The sequence below is a fragment of the Paenibacillus uliginis N3/975 genome (assembly GCF_900177425.1).
In the GTDB taxonomy this organism is placed as follows: Bacteria; Bacillota; Bacilli; order Paenibacillales; family Paenibacillaceae; genus Paenibacillus_AQ; species Paenibacillus_AQ uliginis.
The window spans coordinates 3,517,043-3,536,188 of record NZ_LT840184.1 but is presented as its reverse complement, the minus strand read 5'-3'; the positions used below and the strand labels follow the sequence as shown (position 1 = coordinate 3,536,188).

Annotated in this window: 19 protein-coding genes and 1 pseudogene; 13 read left to right on the top strand and 7 right to left on the bottom strand. The window is 43.0% G+C overall.

Annotated elements, in window-relative coordinates:
- Positions 1 to 33 precede the first annotated feature (33 nt).
- A complete protein-coding gene (locus tag B9N86_RS16655) occupies positions 34 to 261 on the top strand; it encodes a DUF255 domain-containing protein (protein WP_208914286.1) in 228 nt (75 codons plus the stop codon).
- A 37-nt stretch (positions 262 to 298) separates the two neighbouring features.
- Here B9N86_RS16655 and B9N86_RS30815 read toward each other — a convergent pair.
- Positions 299 to 439 (bottom strand): annotated as a pseudogene (locus tag B9N86_RS30815) (IS256 family transposase); the annotation flags it as partial.
- A 380-nt stretch (positions 440 to 819) separates the two neighbouring features.
- Between B9N86_RS30815 and B9N86_RS16650 the strand changes: the two are divergent.
- The 4 genes from B9N86_RS16650 (at position 820) to B9N86_RS16635 (ending at position 5,671) form a co-directional block, all read left to right on the top strand.
- Positions 820 to 2,766: an AraC family transcriptional regulator gene (locus B9N86_RS16650; protein WP_208914285.1), complete on the top strand. Its 1,947-nt coding sequence runs from the start codon at positions 820 to 822 to the stop codon at positions 2,764 to 2,766.
- A 633-nt stretch (positions 2,767 to 3,399) separates the two neighbouring features.
- Positions 3,400 to 4,044, top strand: a complete 645-nt coding sequence (locus B9N86_RS16645; protein WP_208914284.1) for a Type 1 glutamine amidotransferase-like domain-containing protein — start codon at positions 3,400 to 3,402, stop codon at positions 4,042 to 4,044.
- A 194-nt stretch (positions 4,045 to 4,238) separates the two neighbouring features.
- On the top strand, positions 4,239 to 4,556 hold the full coding sequence (locus B9N86_RS16640; RefSeq protein WP_244562731.1) for a MerR family transcriptional regulator: 318 nt from the start codon (positions 4,239 to 4,241) through the stop codon (positions 4,554 to 4,556).
- Between the two features lie 350 nt (positions 4,557 to 4,906).
- On the top strand, positions 4,907 to 5,671 hold the full coding sequence (locus B9N86_RS16635) for a CPBP family intramembrane glutamic endopeptidase (protein WP_208914283.1): 765 nt from the start codon (positions 4,907 to 4,909) through the stop codon (positions 5,669 to 5,671).
- Between the two features lie 87 nt (positions 5,672 to 5,758).
- Here the strand turns inward: B9N86_RS16635 and B9N86_RS16630 are convergent, their stop codons facing one another.
- The 6 genes from B9N86_RS16630 to B9N86_RS16605 all read right to left on the bottom strand — a co-directional run bounded on the left by B9N86_RS16630 (position 5,759) and on the right by B9N86_RS16605 (position 9,144).
- Complete coding sequence (locus B9N86_RS16630; protein WP_208914282.1) at positions 5,759 to 6,562, bottom strand: lipase family protein; 804 nt, start codon at positions 6,560 to 6,562, stop codon at positions 5,759 to 5,761.
- Between the two features lie 107 nt (positions 6,563 to 6,669).
- Positions 6,670 to 6,948: a YxcD family protein gene (locus tag B9N86_RS16625; RefSeq protein ID WP_208914281.1), complete on the bottom strand. Its 279-nt coding sequence runs from the start codon at positions 6,946 to 6,948 to the stop codon at positions 6,670 to 6,672.
- 3 nt (positions 6,949 to 6,951) lie between these two features.
- Complete coding sequence (locus tag B9N86_RS16620; RefSeq protein ID WP_208914280.1) at positions 6,952 to 7,377, bottom strand: hypothetical protein; 426 nt, start codon at positions 7,375 to 7,377, stop codon at positions 6,952 to 6,954.
- An 86-nt stretch (positions 7,378 to 7,463) separates the two neighbouring features.
- Entirely contained in the window at positions 7,464 to 8,021 is a 558-nt protein-coding gene (locus tag B9N86_RS16615; protein WP_208914279.1) for a PadR family transcriptional regulator, read from the bottom strand.
- 177 nt (positions 8,022 to 8,198) lie between these two features.
- On the bottom strand, positions 8,199 to 8,765 hold the full coding sequence (locus B9N86_RS16610; protein WP_208914278.1) for a beta-class carbonic anhydrase: 567 nt from the start codon (positions 8,763 to 8,765) through the stop codon (positions 8,199 to 8,201).
- A gap of 49 nt (positions 8,766 to 8,814) precedes the next feature.
- Positions 8,815 to 9,144 carry an iron-sulfur cluster biosynthesis family protein gene (locus B9N86_RS16605; RefSeq protein ID WP_208914277.1) on the bottom strand — a complete coding sequence of 110 codons (330 nt, stop codon included), beginning with the start codon at positions 9,142 to 9,144 and terminating at the stop codon, positions 8,815 to 8,817.
- A gap of 127 nt (positions 9,145 to 9,271) precedes the next feature.
- On the opposite strand from B9N86_RS16605, the gene B9N86_RS16600 reads away from it, so the two are divergent.
- The 8 genes from B9N86_RS16600 (at position 9,272) to B9N86_RS16565 (ending at position 19,129) form a co-directional block, all read left to right on the top strand.
- Positions 9,272 to 10,789: a carboxypeptidase M32 gene (locus B9N86_RS16600; RefSeq protein ID WP_208914276.1), complete on the top strand. Its 1,518-nt coding sequence runs from the start codon at positions 9,272 to 9,274 to the stop codon at positions 10,787 to 10,789.
- 210 nt (positions 10,790 to 10,999) lie between these two features.
- Positions 11,000 to 12,004 (top strand): ABC transporter substrate-binding protein, encoded by a 1,005-nt coding sequence (locus tag B9N86_RS16595; RefSeq protein ID WP_208914275.1) that lies wholly within the window; start codon positions 11,000 to 11,002, stop codon positions 12,002 to 12,004.
- A gap of 40 nt (positions 12,005 to 12,044) precedes the next feature.
- On the top strand, positions 12,045 to 12,821 hold the full coding sequence (locus B9N86_RS16590) for an ABC transporter ATP-binding protein (RefSeq protein ID WP_208914274.1): 777 nt from the start codon (positions 12,045 to 12,047) through the stop codon (positions 12,819 to 12,821).
- Positions 12,822 to 12,908: 87 nt separating this feature from the next.
- On the top strand, positions 12,909 to 13,673 hold the full coding sequence (locus tag B9N86_RS16585; RefSeq protein WP_425298615.1) for an ABC transporter permease: 765 nt from the start codon (positions 12,909 to 12,911) through the stop codon (positions 13,671 to 13,673).
- A 109-nt stretch (positions 13,674 to 13,782) separates the two neighbouring features.
- Complete coding sequence (locus tag B9N86_RS16580) at positions 13,783 to 14,763, top strand: aromatic acid exporter family protein (RefSeq protein ID WP_208914272.1); 981 nt, start codon at positions 13,783 to 13,785, stop codon at positions 14,761 to 14,763.
- A gap of 250 nt (positions 14,764 to 15,013) precedes the next feature.
- The gene (locus B9N86_RS16575; protein ID WP_208914271.1) at positions 15,014 to 16,168 is read left to right on the top strand and encodes a YdcF family protein; all 1,155 of its coding nucleotides are present in this window, start codon (positions 15,014 to 15,016) and stop codon (positions 16,166 to 16,168) included.
- Between the two features lie 421 nt (positions 16,169 to 16,589).
- Positions 16,590 to 18,341, top strand: coding sequence for an ABC transporter ATP-binding protein (locus B9N86_RS16570; RefSeq protein ID WP_208914270.1), 1,752 nt, complete (start codon positions 16,590 to 16,592; stop codon positions 18,339 to 18,341).
- A 224-nt stretch (positions 18,342 to 18,565) separates the two neighbouring features.
- On the top strand, positions 18,566 to 19,129 hold the full coding sequence (locus tag B9N86_RS16565) for an outer spore coat protein CotE (protein ID WP_208914269.1): 564 nt from the start codon (positions 18,566 to 18,568) through the stop codon (positions 19,127 to 19,129).
- Positions 19,130 to 19,146: the final 17 nt, after the last annotated feature.

Genomic DNA, 19,146 nt, shown 5'->3' with positions numbered 1-19,146 from the left:
GTTCTTGGTGTTAGTGATAAGAGGTGATACCCCATGACAACGAATCACATACCCAATAGATTAATCGTCGAGAAATCGCCTTACCTGCTCCAACATGCTCATAACCCGGTTGGCTGGTTCCCTTGGTCGGAAGAAGCTTTTGACAAGGCTAAACAGGAAAATAAACCTGTCTTCCTATCTATTGATTATAGCCTATTATTGACCCACACGTACCTGTCATTGATGGGATGTTCGCGTGGGTCTGTCAAATATTTTGTGTAAACTCTTTTAAAAACGATCTCCCCCTCGGGGAGAGAAATTATCGTAAATGCTGACCAACTCGATCTAGGAAAAATACAGAGAGTTGAAGCAGCATCTGCCCCTAGTTTTGGACACGGAATGTCCATTTTCGAGTCATGTCCATGGTTACCAAGTAGAGTATTTTGAGCAAAACACAGTCACCCAGAGGCGGCATGTTGAGTAGTGGAAGATGTCCTATGTCAAAGTTATTGGAAAATCTTAAATTTTCAATGACTGTTTGAGCGACAATATACTCATTCTATTGCTTGTGCGAAAGAAGCTTAAAACTGTGGGTTATAGAGAATCACTTGTTGACTAAACAACTGGTGTTTATAATGGAGAGACAATCAACTATGGTGTAATTTGTCAATGGAATTTGGAAGGAGATAGGAATCTCCTGTTAACTTAGTCCCAAGAGTATTGCCATTAATGATGGGTGGGGTTGTGTTGTTGAAGAAGAACGTCAGGGAAGTGAGGGCTTGAAGCTTCTTGAGAAAGGTGCATAAATAAAGGATTATAGGAAGGAGCATTCATCATACGATGAAGCAGCAAGAAGAGTACAAACTCTGGAATCAATTACATATTGAGCTGGCCGACATCCGTCTGTATACACTTGCTGCGGGAGAATCAAGCAACGGCTACCATTTGCCTGCAAGTGCTTTTCTATTTCTGTACAGGGGCAAAGCGAAGATACGGATGGATGGGCTTATTCATCCAGCTGAACATTTTTATTGTTTACATGGCTGCAAGGGTATGAGGCTGGATATTGAAGCAACGGAATATCTGGAATATTATTTGGTGCTTTATCGTGGCGAATTTTCGCTCCGCCGAAGATATTTTCTGAACAAGGGTGAAATTCCCCCGTCTCAGCAAATGTTTGCATTTGCTCCCGCACAGCCTGTAGGGCTCTATCAGATAATGCTGCGAATGGAAGAGGCATGGAGCGAATCGACGGAGAAGGATAAATTATTGGTGAAAACGCTGTTCTATCAATTTATTCTGGAAATGCTTCAGCAAAAACAGCAGTTAGGAGTTGATCTCCTTCCTACAGAAGTTGTTAAGCAAGTAGTCCAATATATGCATAAGCACCTAGACGAACCGTTGACGCTGGAGCTTTTAGGGCAGAGGTTCTGCTACAATCCCCAGTATCTGGCCCTTAGATTCAAGGAATTGACGACGCGCAGCCCGATCGATTATCTAATTGGACTTCGTATTGGCAAAGCGTGTCATATGTTGCAATACACGGATGCTTCGATTGGTGAGATTTCCCAGAGTGTAGGCTATGAGGATGTGTTTTATTTTAACCGTATATTCAAAAAGAACGTCGGTCTCTCTCCCAGCCATTTCAAAAAAGAGCTGTCTGGTGAAGAGGATGTTCGGTTTAATCCATATAAAAGGTGGGGATTGTCCATGTCTGAGTCCACTTCTCAATGTTATATTGATAATGATAATTATTATCAATATAACAAAAGAGGAGAGTATCACATGAACAGAACATCTAGAAAAAATATGATGGCAACACTTCTACTCTGTATGGCCTTATTGGTTACAGCTTGCGGAGGGGGAAACTCTAGTCTACAGTCTCCATCGGAAACATCTGCTGCCGGCTCAAATTCTTCTGAATCAACTCAGAAAACAACGCCTGTGGCAGCCACCAAGATCGTGAATACCATATTCGGAGAGGTGGAAGTTTCGAAAAATCCCGAACGCATCGTGGCGATTCAATATTTGAGCAGTCTTCTGGCAGTGAAGGCTAATGCAATCGGCTCTACGACGCGCATCATGGACAACCCGTATTTCAGTGGTTTAACGGACAATATAGAGATTGTCGGTTCTTCCGGCAGTGATGTTTCCTTTGAAAAGCTGATTGATCTTAATCCCGATCTGATTGTCGTAATGACCTCGGATGAGGGAGAATATAAAAAGTACAGTAAAATTGCCCCAACGATTGCCATTCCCTATGGGAACTTTTCATCCATTGAAGAGGAAGTGAAGTTCTTTGGAGACCTGCTGGGGCGGGAGGAGGAGGCCACCACATGGATATCCGATTATACTGCGCGAATCGCTGCTGCCAATGCGAAGGTCCAAGCAGTGATACCCTCAGATGCAACCTTTAGTATTATGCAAGAAACAGACAAGTCATTAAGTATATATGGCAGTGAGTTTGGCCGTGGCGGACAAGCTATTTACGGGAATCTAGGACGGATATCACCTCCATCCTATGATGAAGCTTTGTTGAAAGAGAAATATAAGGACACCTCAATAGAATTATTGGACCAATATGCCGGAGACTATATTATCCTGACTACCGAGAGATCACTGGAGGAACTTCGCAAGGATCCAATCTGGGGACAACTGGAAGCAGTCAAAAATGACAGACTATATGCCTGGTCCAACACCCGCTCCTATTTCATTGATCCGTTATCGGTGTTGATGCAGACAGAAGAATTAGCTGAGTGGTTGACGAATGCTCCACAGAAAAATTGACCAAGGACCTGTATTATTCAGCGGTAATTAATTTTTCATCATGAATCCATTGATAAGCCGTTCTATATATCTCCCAGCTTAAGAAGGCTGCAGCGTTTCTTGTTGATTGCCCTTTTCTGCGTTCTGACTCCGATAAGAAGCGAAAGGAATGTGGTCTTCTAGCTGACGTTATTGACCCACACGTACCTGTCATTGATGGGATGTTCGCGTGAATCAATTTCTATAGAAGCTCTTGCTTTATGCAGGAGTTTTTTGTTTGACGTATAAGAACAATATTCGAATACGGCCTGATTATGGGGTATCTCTAAATGGTAAAATTCTTTTCTGCGGGATAGTCACCGAACTGCAAACCATCAGTCAAGTGTCAAAGCACTTTTCAATCTCAACCCGTACACTTAGGTATTAGGATGAGATGGGGTTGGTGTGCAGTTAGGACTAAAAAGGATAGATTTACATTAAATGACTCCTTTGATATTATCAATAGCAGGGTAGTTTCCATATCTGCGCTTAGTGCTTGAGTTGTGTAGGTGCTGTAAATTTATATTACTATAGACATTTTTATCTCGCCTGGCGCTATGGATTTTGATAAGCATAATGGATAAATTTAGATATTACATATGGAGGTAATTACGTATGAAAACTCACTATTACTTAGATTGGTTTTATGATAAGGGCTTTTCTGAGAAGTTAGTCAATGTGTTGCATGAGGATATAACAGACAGAAAATCGCTTGTTATGATTAGCGCTGAATCGTCTGATTTTAAAGATGAGCAAGTTAATATTGATAGTGTTTTTGAAAGGACATGGTTTAATCAGGCTAACATTTTTTTTGATGAATATCATTTAATTGATCACCGCACGCAGATGGAAGATGCCCACCGATTAATTCAAAACGCCTCTGTCGTTTTTTTATGTGGTGGAAACCCTCGGAACCAAAAGCACCTTTTGACGGAATATGAATTATCGGATGTGATTAAAAAAAGTAATGCTGTTGTAATGGGAACAAGTGCTGGTGGGATGAACATGTCTGATGAATATGTGGATGAATGCACTGTTTATGAAGGTATGGCTCTTAATCACTTTTCTTTTGAAGCTCATTTTGATCATGATAACACCGCGCTGATTGAGGAACGTTTCCCTTTATCGAAAAAAATGGATATTTATGTGGCGGCAGACAAAGATGGTGCTGTACGTGTGAAGGGCATCAAAATCGACATTATAGGCAATGTATATTTAATTTCCCACTCAAAGATTCAGAAATTGGTTGAGACGCTTTAATTATGGTTGAGTGGCTGTGACCTAATTTAGCATAGTTACTCGGCTATATAGACAGACACAAAAGAAAAAGAGCATCCACACAGTATAATCTAACTGTGGTGGTGACTCCTTAATCATATCGCCGCTTGAGTAGTTGGATTATCTACGCTATACAATCCGAGACTATTTCATACATATCACTGACGATTAACTGAATGGCATTTGTTTTCAGTCCCTACTTGACAGCACCTTACGAGCAAATCGGGTTGATTACTCCTGCGAAAAAGGAAGATTCCGCATACCGCGCATACGATGTTGAAGTCATCACACGTCTGCGTCAGATTATCGTTCTGCGTAAACCGCTCAAACAGATTGCTGAGGTTCTGCAAAGCGCGAAAGCGCAAAAATCGCCGTATTTTCTGCAACATGCACATAATCCGGTGAACTGGTTCCTTTGTTCGGAAGATGCTTTGAAATCGCCAAACGCGAAAACAAGCTTGTCTTCCTTTCTATTGGGTACTGCTAGTTATTGATTCACACGAACCTGTCATTGATGAGATGTTCGCGTGAATCAATTTTTTTAGAAGCTTCTGCTATTAGAAATAGCAGGAGTTTTTCTTGTTGGAGATTATAAGATTTGTTAACGTTATATTTTTCCATTTTATAGTATAATAAGATTACAGTACATTATTATCTTTAGTTTCACCAAATTCGTGAAACTAACCTTATATGAAAGCATAAGAACAAAAAGCTGTGAATTTTTTGTCGGTGCTGGAATTAATAACTTAGAACCGAATAGAAAATTTCTATAATCTCCCTGAATATTACCAATATTATACATGTAAGTAAACAATATTTGCACGATATAAGAGGAGAGAAACCGATGAAAGAAATAGTAGTCAAAGGACATCCAATTTTATTTTCATTCATGCTCGGGATAGTGCTAACCTTATTGGTTGCAGTGGCATCCGCAGTCGCAACGATATTGGGGTTTGAGGACGCAGGCATCATGCTTGCCCAAGCGTGTGCATTTTTCATAATGGCAGTGATTGTTACTGTGTACATGACAAAAAGGGACCGCTCTTTTGAAAAATTTGGTTTCAAAAAGCTAGATATCCGCAAAGAGAAGGTAACGCTCTATTATATTCCATTGCTTGTTATAGCGGTTGTTCAGCCAATGATGGGAGGGTTCAACTTAGAGCTTACTACAAGTAAAATTATACTTATTCTTATTTTTTCTTTACTAGTTGGGTATACAGAGGAAACGATATTTAGAGGGATCATCAGAGAAAGACTGCAGCCCAAAGGACCAGTTTTTTATATCGTTTTTTCTTCTTTATTCTTTGGTATTCTACATATGGCAAATGCGCTGAACGGAAGTGATTTCATACATATCTTACTGCAAATTATCAATGCTTTTCTTATCGGTCTTATTCTTGCTTTGCTTATAGAAACAACAAACAACATTATTCCTTTGATCGTATTTCATTTTATGTTTGATGCGCTTGCTCAAATGACAAGCAGTGATATTGTAGACAAAGAGCTGTTGGTTGTTTCTATATTAAATATTATATATTTGGTATATGGAAGCTATCTGATTTTCGTTTTATTGCGTAGGAAAAAGATGAATATCCAAATAAGTGCTTGATCAAACTACAATGAATCATTTTTATGATCTTCAGGTCATAATGCACCAAAGAAATGGAGTAGCATAACTTATGGAGTGCTTTCGACATTACTCTTGTGATTCAACGACTGGACAGAATCCAGGGTTCGTTGAACATAACAGTTGGGTAAATTGCGGTTGGAGCTTGGAGAGCTCTGAGAAATACTTTCCGATAAGGTGATTGGCGCTAACGGATCCATTCTGGAAAGACAGCGATGAGAGGGTCTGGACATGACTGTAATAGTACTTTTTTTCCCGCTTCGGCAGCTTGTAGATGGTTGGTGGAGCATGTGTTACGACATCAAAGGGATTGGCAACGCGGTAGCTGTTTCGAACATACTTTGTAAAAGCTTTCGCAAAGTCCGGATCGCCTACACGGGGGGATCCATATGTAAACAGGTTGGGTGAGATGTAAGTGGTGTTGGCCGCAACATCAATAGCACATAATGTCGCGAGTGCTCCACCGAGGCTGTGACCTGTAATGTATAATGTCTTGTTGGGAGACAACCTAGAGAGGGCGGAGGTAATCCCACTGCGAGCTGAAGAATAGATGTCTGTGAAGCCGCGATGTGTAAGACAGTCTTCCTTAATATATTTGAATCTTTTTTGTGAGGCGATGATGTTAGATATCCAATTGGTCGTCGAGCTGGTTCCCCGAAAGGCAATAATAATCTCTTTCGGAGATTCCAGAATAAACCCGAAGGGTTCCCATACGTTGCTGATGGATTTCGCTTGAATAGTATCAATAACCCCATAATTCAGTGGAACGACGAACGAGCCGTCCGTATTTGTAAATTGTGCATAGGTCTGTCCGCAGATTGCAGCTAGGAAGATAGCCCATTGTTCTTGATCATTATTGGTACCCACGTTCATCCCGCCCTTCTCTCCTACACTATATTAGTGGGATGAAGGAGAGATTCCTATAAAAAGAAAAGCCGCTTTCGAATAGACGAAAGCGGCTTCTCTATATATTTGACGGATTATTGTTCCACAATCGCAATAATTTCGTCTTCCAGATCGAGCTTCACCCGATCACTATAGGTCCGAATGTTATATTCGGAATACAGGTAACGTAGTATCGCTTCGATCAGATTGGATTCGATCAAATACTGACTTCGGCTATTCACCCACACTTCGGCGGTAAAGCCGGTATCTTCATCCCAGCTCAGTTCAACAGTAACATCGGTAGGTTTAACACCTTTGCGTTCTGCCTGATGGAGGCAAACCGCATTGATGATTTCATCCATACTCAGAATCATAGATTAATACCGATTATCCCGGCGCTCATTCTGACGACGACGGTTTTGAACGGACCGAACTACAGCCATAACTACCATAATAAGAACCCAAACAGCAATCAGGTTAATGGCAAGACCCAGGATGTTGCCCAGCATACCCATTCCGCCAAACATTCCGCCGAACAGCATGCCAGCAAGACCACCGATCATCAGACCTTTCATCAAGCTACCACCGCTGAAAAATCCACGTTTTTGAGTTGCGCCCGGAGTGCCGGCTGTGTTGGACTTATTCGAGGATTTCTGAACATTGTCCGATTTTTTAGGAGTAGTGGAGTATGATTTCTTTCCGGAACTGAAGCCGCCACCGCCTCTTCTAGCATCAACGGAAGTAGGGGCAATCACGACCAGAAACATGGTGAGAGCTACAAAAATAGCAAGTACTTTTTTCATTGTGTTCTGTTGAACCTCCTAGTAAAATTAAATATTTGCATCTTAATGAGTGTAATACGGACAAGTACACGATAAGGTTTCAAAAATTATTGCTTATGAACAGAAGTAGTCTGCATACGGTGTTGCTTCAAAAGATCAAGAACCCAGTCACACCATTTCAATTCCGTCTCGGCCATCATCAAGCCCTTGGAAGCGAGGATGTAATTGCTGAATTCCTTGTTGCCGAAATGACACATGTCCTTAGGAATTCCCTGTAAAATACCTTCAAAATATTGCTTTTTGTCCAAGTAGATCTTTCGGCGTTCCTCATAAATGTCGAACGCAATACCAATATCGCTTAACCAAAGACTAAATGTACGTAGTGACAGCTCGTCTTTCGTTACAGAAGGCGCAATCGGCATGTACATCCATTCTCGCAGTTTCTGCATACCTAATTCTGTGATAACGTAAATCTTCTTGTCGGGTTTGTCGCTTTGCTGAACCCAACGTGAGCTGAGAAGATGCTTTTCTTCCATGCCGGCAAGAAGTGGATAAATCTGACTGTGCTTCGCTTGCCAAAATGGCTGAATGCGGAGCATCAGCTCATAACCGGACGATTCTCTTCGGGCGAGCAGACCCAGCAGGCCGTAAGACAACGTGTTCATGTGCAAGACTCCCTTTGAAACTTAATCGTGGAACACCTGGAATTAGATTACATCCCGGGTCAGGTCCGTTTGTTCAAAGTGTACACTGAAACTGTATGGTTTGACAACCTGAACGAAAAGGAACTGCAAAAAAAGCACAGGCTGATATCAGCCCGTGCTTTTGTGTAACTATGATTATTATTTATCATACCCGTCAATAACAAGATCCAGAGCTCCGGTTGTCGGGTCTATGACCATTCCATGTACAGGAAACTTTGGCGGGAGAAGCGGATGTTTTTTAATTATATTCACTGTATGTTCAACGGCTGCAGTAACGTTATCAAATCCGCGCAGCCACTTTGTCAATTTGATTCCGGAATTCTCTAGAGTTGTCATGACATCTTCCGAAACACCGCGTTCGATCATCGATTGGATCATATGATCCGCGTTAAGGGCAGCCATACCACACTCATGGTGGCCTACTACAATCACTTCATCGGCACTCAGCTCATAAAGCGCAACGAGTACACTCCGCATAACAGATCCAAACGGTTGTGAGATAATCCCGCCGGCGTTTTTAATAAGTTTAACGTCACCGTTCTTAAAATTCATCGCCTTAGGCAACAATTCCGTAAGACGTGTATCCATGCATGTAATAATAATAATTTTTTTATCTGGAAACTTACTTGTGCGGTAAGCTTCATATTCTTTATTTTCAACAAAAGTCCGGTTGTGTTCCATAATGCTGCTAAGATGTGTTGACATGAAAAGGTTCCTCCCAATACTCGGATGTGTGGCTGGATATGGCTTGAAATTATTGTCTGGTATCCACCAGTTGAATGTTCGTGCCGTACGTTTGATTATTGCTGTCCAGTCGGAAAGTGCTAAGACCCGAGAAAACATCTAAAGTCATCGCATCTTCGAAAAAGACTTCTTGTCGGCGGTTGATCACAAATGCGACGGAATCCCCGGCCGAGACCGTGACATCCTCAGAGTCAGGTTCGTTGATAATGCGCAACCCGGGTATTCCGTTGACGGCACAGCCGCATCCCTCAGTGTCATATATAAGCCTGACTCTGCCCGGCTGGTTGCCGATTCTCTCCTTCAGTTTTTTTTCTGCATCTGGGGTCAGTTGAATCATCATGGCTTCTAGACACTCCTTATTATGTATGAATTTTATATTCTCTACTTAAAAGTTGATTATAAACCTTGTAAAAAGTATCATCAATAGTAGGAATATAATACATAAATGAAAGCAGGAGGGCTCACTAATGGATACACAACTTAAAGAACGCTGGGAACAGTTTCAACAATTGATCCGAAAAATAACCAGTTATTACGAAGCCGTTGGCTTATTGCATTGGGACCTCCGTACTGGGGCTCCTCGTAAAGGCGTAGAAGCTCGTTCCGAGACGATTGGTATGCTCTCGACTGAGGCATTTAAACTTCAAACGTCCACAGAAATGAGTGAACTGCTGGACTTTTTTGCAAAGCCGGAAATAGAGCAGCAGCTTGATGAAAAAAGTCGTCGCATGGTCGAGGAATGCCGGAAAGAATATGACCGGAGCAAATCGATTCCAGCAGATAAGTTCAAAGAGTACACCGTCTTGGCCGCTCATTCCGAATCCAAATGGGAGGATGCGAAGGAAAACAGCGACTTTGCCGGCTTCGAACCTTTTTTAACCAAAATCGTAGCGTTCAAGCAGGAATTTATCGACTACTGGGGCGTGAAAGATACCCGTTACGATACGCTACTTGATATGTATGAGCCGGATCTGACGGTCGAAAAGCTGGATGAAGTTTTTGATCGCCTGCGTGCTCGACTGGTGCCACTTGTGAAATCCATTCTGGATTCTCCCAATAAGCCGGATACCGGATTTTTGGATCAGTTGTATTCTAAAGAACAGCAGGAAAAGTTCGGCCTGTTTATTTTGGAGCAGATGGGCTATGACTTTGAGGCGGGACGTCTGGACGAGAGTGTACATCCATTTTGCACGGGCTTGAATGTCGGGGATGTACGGATTACAACGAATTATCTTCAGGATGATGTGACCAGTGCGGTATTCAGCTCCTTGCATGAGGGCGGTCACGCCCTGTATGAGCAAAATATCGATAAGGAACTGGTAGGTACACCGCTGGCGATGGGTACGTCCATGGGAATTCATGAATCCCAGTCCCGTCTTTGGGAAAATATGATCGGCCGTAGCCGTCCATTCTGGCATCGCTACTTCGGCGATCTTCAGCAGCATTTTCCGGAACAATTCAGCAATGTGGAGGCGGAACAATTCTATCTTGCCATTAATAAGGTTGAAAATTCCCTCATTCGAATCGAAGCGGATGAACTGACGTACAATTTGCACATCATTATCCGTTATGAAATTGAGAAGATGCTGTTTAATGAAGGTCTTTCCGTGAAGGATCTGCCTGAAGTGTGGAATTCGAAGTATAAAGAATACTTGGGTATAATGCCGCCAAATGATGGCCTGGGTGTACTCCAGGATGTACACTGGTCCGGTGGGGATTTTGGATATTTTGCATCTTACTCTCTCGGAAACATGTACGCCGCCCAATTTATGCACACGATGCGTAAAGAACTTCCTGAATTGGACAGCTTAATTGAAGAAGGGAAGCTTGCTCCAATTAAGGAATGGCTGACCGAGAAAATTCACAAATACGGAAAGAGTGAGACGCCGGCCGAGATCATTCTCCGCGTGACCGGTGAAGAGCTGAATCCGGATTACTTGGCAGACTACCTGGAAGCTAAATATAAAGAGATTTACAAGCTTTAAATTTTAAAAAAATATTAGACATCAGCAGCTGCTCCGTTGACCGGGGCGGCTGTTTTTGTGCTTTAGGGCCATCGTTACTATTGAACGAGAGTATGGCAGGATTCACCGAGAAATCCATTTTGTTGACCCTTCTGGGTGTTTAACCTTTACCGGGCTCTGTGCATATGTTGAAAGGAAACGCATGGTTAAGGGAATGGAGGGTTCATAAGGATGCACAGAAAGTGGTTTGGCCTGGCTTTTTCCATTCTGCTTGTATGCGGAATGGCATTAGCTGGATGTGGCGGTGGTGGTTCGGGTACGAAGGTAAAGGTCGGAGAGGTTACGCGTTCCATATTTTACGCACCTCAGTATGTGGCGATTGAGAAAGGTTTTTTTAAGGAGGAAGGACTGGATGTTGAGCTCCAGACGACCTTCGGCGGTGACAAAACAATGACGGCATTGCTGTCCAATGCGATCGATGTGGCGCTGGTTGGCTCGGAAACATCCATATATGTGTATCAGCAGGGAGCGGATGACCCTGTCATCAACTTCGGCCAACTAACCCAAACAGACGGCACTTTCCTTATGGCACGGGATACCAAAGGCGAGTTTAGCTGGGATATGCTGAAGGGGAGCGTATTTCTCGGACAGCGTAAAGGCGGAATGCCTCAGATGGCGGGCGAATTCACATTGAACAAGAAAGGCATTAATCCGCGAACAGATTTGGAGCTAATCCAAAATATCGAGTTTGCGAACATTGCTTCTGCTTATGCCTCCGGTACCGGACAATTTGTTCAGTTGTTTGAACCACAGGCATCCATTTTTGAAAAAGAAGGCAAGGGCAAGGTTGTTGCTTCTTTTGGGGTGGAAAGCGGACATCTGCCATACACGGTGTTTATGGCGAAACAGAGTTTTATCGGCAAAAACAAGGACACTGTCCAGAAATTTACCAATGCCCTCTATAAAGCACAGCAATGGGTGGACTCACACAGTGCAGAAGAAATTGCGGATGCGATTCTACCTTATTTCAAAGATACCGAACGGGATATCGTCGTTTCGTCGGTTAAGCGATATAAGGAACAAGGTACCTACGCAACAGATCCGATTTTGGATGAAGAAGAATGGAACAATCTGCTGGATGTCATGGATCTCGCCGGCGAGCTGAAGGAACGGGTACCTGTGGGTACGATCGTGGATAACAGTTATGCGGAAAAAGCAAAGCAGGCGGCGAAATAATTGATGAATAACAATCTCACAAACGAAAGGAGAGAGCATCATGGTACCGGTAGTTGAACTCCGCAATATCGCTCATGTGTATGTGACCGACCGGGAAGCCTCTCTGGCTGTTGAAGGGATTCAATTGAAGGTGCTTCCAGGCGAATTCATCAGTCTTGTTGGTCCGAGCGGCTGCGGAAAAACGACAATCCTGTCCATCATTGCAGGTCTGCTGCAGCCTTCCCGCGGAGAAGCGAAGGTTTACGGCCATACTGTGAACGGCCCTTCACCTGAAGTAGGTTATATGCTGCAGCAGGATTACCTGTTTCCTTGGCGGACCATTTTGGACAATACGTTGATTGGACTTGAGCTGACGGATCGATTGACGGATGAAAGCCGGTACAATACGGTGGAGCTGCTTAAAGAGATGGGACTTGGAGCGAGCATCAGCTTGTATCCGCAGCAATTGTCCGGCGGGATGCGGCAGCGGGTGGCGCTTGTGCGCACGCTTTCTACGGATCCGGGACTTCTGCTTCTGGATGAACCATTCTCGGCACTGGATTATCAGACCAAGCTTCAGTTGGAGGATCTAATTGTTGAAACGTTACATGACCGGAACAAGACAGCCATTCTGGTTACACATGACCTGTCGGAAGCTATCGCGATGAGTGACAGGGTTGTGCTGCTGAACCGGAACCCGGGCCGAATACACCGGACATTTGAAGTACCGGAGCATATCCGGAAGGTTCAGCCGTTCTATGCTCGCAAGGAAGCGGGATTTAATGAGTTGTTTCATGAAATATGGAGAGAGATGGAAGTCATTGGCGGTAAGGAGTGAAGCGACAATATGACTGACCCGGAACTTCTTCAGGCCGGACCGGCTTCTTCTGATCCCGGCTGGCTCAAGGATATACATGCCCGTCATATGAGACATAAACGCAAAATCAAGAACCGTGTCATAATGGTACAGACTGCGCTGCTGGTCCTGTTCTTCGCTCTTTGGGAGCTGGCGGGACGTTCAAAGTGGATCGACGTACTGCTGTTCAGCTATCCTACAAAAATCTTCGTAAGTATTTGGGAAGATATCGTATCAGGGGAGATATGGGGGCATCTTGGGGTGACGGTGGGTGAAACCGCTGTCGGATTTCTGTTAGGCACATTAATTGGTACGCTATTGGCGGTGCTGATCTGGTGGTCGCCTTTCCTGAACAGGGTGCTGGACCCCTATATGGTTGTGTTTAATAGCATGCCGAAGGTCGCGCTCGGTCCGATATTTATCGTTATGTTCGGTGCCGGGTTTATAGCCATTGTGGTAACGACCCTTTCCATTACGGTCATTGTTACGACACTCGTTGTATATAACAGCTTCTCTGAGGTGGATTCCAACCTGATCAAGGTCGTCCGCACCTTTGGCGGTACGAAGTCACAGGTATTTAAACGGGTTATTCTTCCAGCATCATTTCCTGCGATTGTCTCCACCCTAAAGGTGAATGTGGGCATGGCGTGGGTCGGTGTGATCGTGGGCGAATTTCTCGTGGCAAAATCGGGGCTCGGATATTTGATCATGTACGGATTCCAGGTATTCAACTTTACCCTCGTTCTGTCCAGCTTGCTGATTATCGCCATAGTGGCAACGGCTATGTATCAAATGGTTGTTTATATAGAGAAAAAATTGTTGAGTCATCGATAAATTGGGTTGCAGCTTGTTGTGGTGCCGCCTTGTGATTACACTGGTTGTTTAGACGGCTAAAATCGGATACCATGGGAATACGATAAGACAAGACAAAAGAGGGTTGCTCATGGGATTTCGTATCATTAAGACGGCAGTAGCAACGCTAATTGCCATTCTAGTTACAGATGCTTTAAATATACCGGGAGCGACTTCAGCAGGGCTGCTGGCGATTCTAGGCGTGGATGTGACGCGTAAGCGCAGTCTGCGCTCAGTATCGTCACGTTTTTTTGCGTCCTTACTCGGGCTGCTGCTGGCGTCGATCCTATTCTCTTTGCTTGGTTTCCATTATTGGGTTTTGGCGCTATACATACTGATTGCTTTTCCTGCCATATCAAAGGCGAATTTTAAAGAAGGTATCGTAACAAGTTCGGTTGTTGTATTCCGTGTGTTTAACGGGGAAGCGCTTAGTTTGGGTATATTCTGGACCCAAATTGAGCTCCTGTTGATTGGTCTCGGTTCGGCGATGGTTGTGAATATGGCTTATATGCCGAAGGGTGAGGGCCGGTTAATGGAGATTCGCCGTGAGGTGGACGGGCTGTTCTCGGTCATATTCGAGCATATTTCACTTACGCTTCGCGATCCAGAGCATGTATGGGATGGCAAAGAGCTTATTGAAGCGAATCAGGCGGTGGAACGCGGAATTCAAGAAAGCAACCGAGCCTTGGAGAATCAGATGCTTCAGCCCGATGTGGCCTGGAATGTATATTTTTATATGCGAAAAGAACAGCTGGACAACATTCAGGCGATGATGCATCTGATCTCTCAAGTTTACGAGAGGCTGACGCATGGCGAACTTGCGTCCAAATTATTTGATCAACTGAGCAAGGATGTCGTGACCGAGGAATACACAGGAAAAACGGAGAAACTGCTGAACGGTCTGGTGGACAAGTTTAAAGAGATGGAATTGCCTCATACCCGGGAAGAGTTCGAACTACGTTCTGCGATATTGCAGCTGTGCCGTGAGCTTGAATTTTTCTTGAAAATTTCGAAGAAGAGCAAAGCCCCTACAAGCCCGACTAATCTGAGTCGAATGAAAGATAAAAGTTAAAATCGAAAGATGTTCTAGCAGTGTCAAAGATTGAAGTGGTTGATTGTGAGAGATTGATATGTTAATATAAATCTATATGAAGCGCTTACAATTGGCGTGTTACTAGTGAGACTAGGCATGAGCCATAAGAGGTGGAAGCGGAGTATAAACTCCGTTCCCTTTTATGGTTTATGCCTTTTTTCATATTTCTCAAGATCAGGAGGTGAAGAACACAAGTTCAGCAATTACACTTATACAACGGAGGGGTATTATGAAAATTTTCACCAAAAAATTCAATCGTCGTCTAGCAATGATGATGACAGCAGTAACCGTGGCTATGGCTTCTACGACTTCTTTGAGTTTGCCTGTAAAGGCGGCGACTGCGTCAATGTCGGAGAATTCGATTATTACCTTTAAGAATGATGCGCCAACTTCAGAGCGTATTCAGCAGCTGATAGATACAGCCATGCATTTTTACTGGAACGGCGGAGACCTCAAGCAAGCGGAGAAAGATATTTTCAAAGGCATCACCCTTAAAGGGAAGTATGATGTTGTAGAGAATGCTTTTAAGCAAGCGACGGTTCTAGATCCTTACAACATAGATCTGAAGATGTCTCTGGCTTCCACACAAATCGTTCAAAAGAAAATTCCCGAAGCGCTGCGTACATACGAACAGATATTACATCTGCAGCCTGATCATTTTAATGCCAATTTACTGTATGGGATGTATTCCAAATTAAATGGAAATGAACTCGCATATAAGCAGTCTATTAATAATCTGAGAAAAATAGATGCGGACCAGACCAACTCTTTTGTGCAAAAGTTTAAAGAGACCGAAGAAATCCTCGGCCTGAAGATGAATACCGAAGTGCCTAAGGGTCTGCCGTCGAAAGATCATGCCATCGTTATTCTCGGTTATGCTCTAGCTGAAGATGGAACGATGCAGGAAACTTTGGTGGAGCGCTTGAAGCAGGGCTTGAAATTGGCACAACAGTATCCGGACTCCAAAATCATCGTAACTGGCGGCGTTCCGAAAAACGGTGTAACCGAAGCCGATAACATGACCAAGTGGCTTGTTGAACAAGGTATTGCCAAAGAAAGAATTCTGCCGGAAAATAAAGCAACTGATACCGTAGAAAGTGCACTGTTCTCGACCGAAATTATTGAGGAACAAGGTATTAAGGATGTTACCGTCGTGACGAGTGCGAGCCATATCCGCCGTTCGGTTGCGCTGTTTAAGGAGGCAGATCGTTTTTATAGCAAAATGAATGGTAAGGAAGCTAAAAGAAACTTTACAAATATGGTGTATATGGATTATGAAACCGTAGAAGAGGCGCATGAGGTGCCGAAGAGCGAGCTGTTGGTAGTGTATCGCGATCTGTTTAGAACAGCAGGATTGTGGCAGTACCCAGGCATCCAACGTTAAGCCTATATTGAAGAAAAGCGTTTAGCTGTGGAATAACGGCTTGGCGCTTTTTCTTTTGTTCGGAAAATAAGGAGTAGAGATAACCCCTCCCATAAACAGGATACAATTGGAGAGCAAGAATTACATATTAAATTAGGTGAATATTTGCTTAATAGTTATGTGTAGGCAAGTGATCAATAAAGACATATTTACAAGTAATTACAGGTTGAATAAACTATTTGAAATAGACGCAAATGTCTCAGATATAGTAGGGTAGATACATGTTTAAGAATGATTGCGCTTTCTTGAATTGTGCATGCTAGACATCATCAGTTGCTACCATCAAAGGTAATCATAAAGACAAAAGGAGGTAACAAGAATTATATGCTACAGTTCTAATTGAAAACGCTTCGATTGTTACTGGGATAATAGGGGGAGCTACATGACTACAAAAAGTCCGTTTACACGTTTGTTAAAGTATATGAGTAGATACAAGTTGATATATGTTGGCTTGGTTATCACTATGTTAATAGGTATTGTGCTTGATCTTTCAGTTGCGTGGTTTTTGTCTCTCATTACGAATGCTGCTGTAAAGTTGGAAGTAGAGAATTGGTCCAATTTAATTCTGTTAGCGTTGAGTATACTTATTTGTCTGGGCTTGAATACATACTTTGATACGTATCTTAAGCAAAAAGCTGCTCTTAAAGTTAGAAACGATGTGCGTTTGGATACGTTGAATCATGTCTTACGTTTACCGCAATCTTATTACGACAAGAATCATTCTGGTGAATTACTTACTCGTTTTACAAGTGATAATCAAGCTGTGGGAGATGCAAGTGGTAACATTATAATGGGTTTGCTTAGAAATCCGTTACTTGCCATTTCTGCTTTTATATATTTATTAAGCATTCATTGGCCTCTCGCCTTAATTTCCATGTCGATAGGACCACTTATGATCTTGGTGGGCAAACTATTTGGCGAAGCCATGCGTAAAAAAAGCAATAAACTTCAGATGGCAATAGGTACGACAACCTCTTTTCTTCAAGATGTACTGGGTGCTAGCATTCTTGTGAAATTATTTGGCCTTGAAAAGAAAATATCAAAACAATATCAACAATATAGCAATGAGATTTCTGAAATTGAACGCAGTCAAGGCAAAATACAGGGAACAGCTAATGCAGTATCGAGCGGCATTGCAAACATAACGTTCATGATAGCCATACTCGTTGCTGGTTATTTTGTTGCAAAAGGGGAATTGGAAGTTGGAGCCATGCTCGCCTTTATTCAACTCATGAATTATCTTGTGCAACCATTTTCTATATTACCTGGACTTTGGTCAAGTATGCAGCAAGCCTTAGCAGGTGCAGACCGAATCTTTCAGATTATAGATGCTCCTAAAGAATATGAAAAACTTCCAAACGAAGGAGGAATTAAAACATCTTTTAATGAGCTAGTTGTATCCTCAGTCAGTTTTTCATATACAAATTCCGAAGATTCATTAGCTCTTACAAATGTTAATTTTCGTGTGAATGCAGGTCAGACAGTCGCGATTGTGGGTACAAGCGGTGGAGGAAAGTCTACGTTACTAAAATTGCTACTTGGACTGTATTCTCCAACGCAAGGAGCGATTGAAATTGATGGTAGGAACAAAGAGTCGATGGAACTTAGGGAATACCGAGACTACTTTTCACTAGTTCCTCAGGATACCGTACTTTTTTCAGGGACGATTAGGGATAATATTTTGGATGGTAATCGAATGGCAGACGAAGAGAGTATGATTGCAGCAGCAAAGAAGGCTAATGCTTATGATTTTATAATGAAATTGTCTCAAGGATTTGATACGGAGATTGGGGAACATGGTAATCGTTTATCGGGTGGACAGAAGCAAAGGATTGCTATCGCAAGAGCTATTTTGAGAGACGCACCCATATTGCTTTTAGATGAAGCGACGGCAGCTCTTGATAATGAATCCGAAAAAATCGTGCAAGATGCACTAGCTAAATTAATGATTGGTAGAACAACGTTGGTCATTGCACACCGGTTAACGACGATTCAAAATTCAGACATGATTCTTGTTATGGAGAATGGGAGATTGGTGGAACAAGGGAAGCACGATGAGTTACTTCAATTATGTGGTCGATATCATACTCTGTATAACGCCCAATTTAAAGAAAAGGATTACGTTCTATCTTAGAATACTCTACGATAGATCAAAGGCAATCCCTTGATTATTATTAAAAGTCATCAAATACTTGAATTTTAAGTGAATTTATTACCATATATAACCATATAGCTCAATTTTTTAATCTTTTTCTGCTATTTTTAGCATCATATGAATTTATTTGGACCACTTCATTCAACATTCGCCCATGTCGTGCATACACATGTAGGGAATGATTGTATGGAGGAGGTTCGAAGATGTCATTGAGTAGTAAACACCAATGTAGAGAGATCATTACGAAGGCGATCTGCGGCAAGGGTCGTAAGTTCTCTACCGTAACACATACCGTGACTCCGCCCAATAATCCGACCAGTATTTTGGGGGCCTGGATTATAAACCATCAGTACGAGGCGGTAGCCGCCGGAGACGGAATCGAAGTTATTGGTACTTACGATGTTAACATCTGGTATTCCTATGACAAAAATTCGCAGACCGACGTGGCGAAAGAAACGGTATCTTATGTAGAACGCGTACCTCTTTCTTACCTGGATCCCAAGCACCGGGCATCTACGGTAGAAGTGTCCGCGGAAGCGACTCAGGAACCGAGCTGTGTGGAAGCAAGCGTATCCTCTAACGGCAAGAGTGTTATTCTGCGTGTGGAGCGGGAGTACTCCGTAGAGCTTATTGCTGAGACGAAGGTGTTGGTTAAAGTATGCGCCCAAAGGCATAGTGACTTCGAGGACAAAGAATTTGAATTCATTGGCGGGGAAGACGGTGATTATGAGGACCTCGATTTCGAGGATCTGGAGGATGAACTGTAAGCCTTCCCTATCCGGTA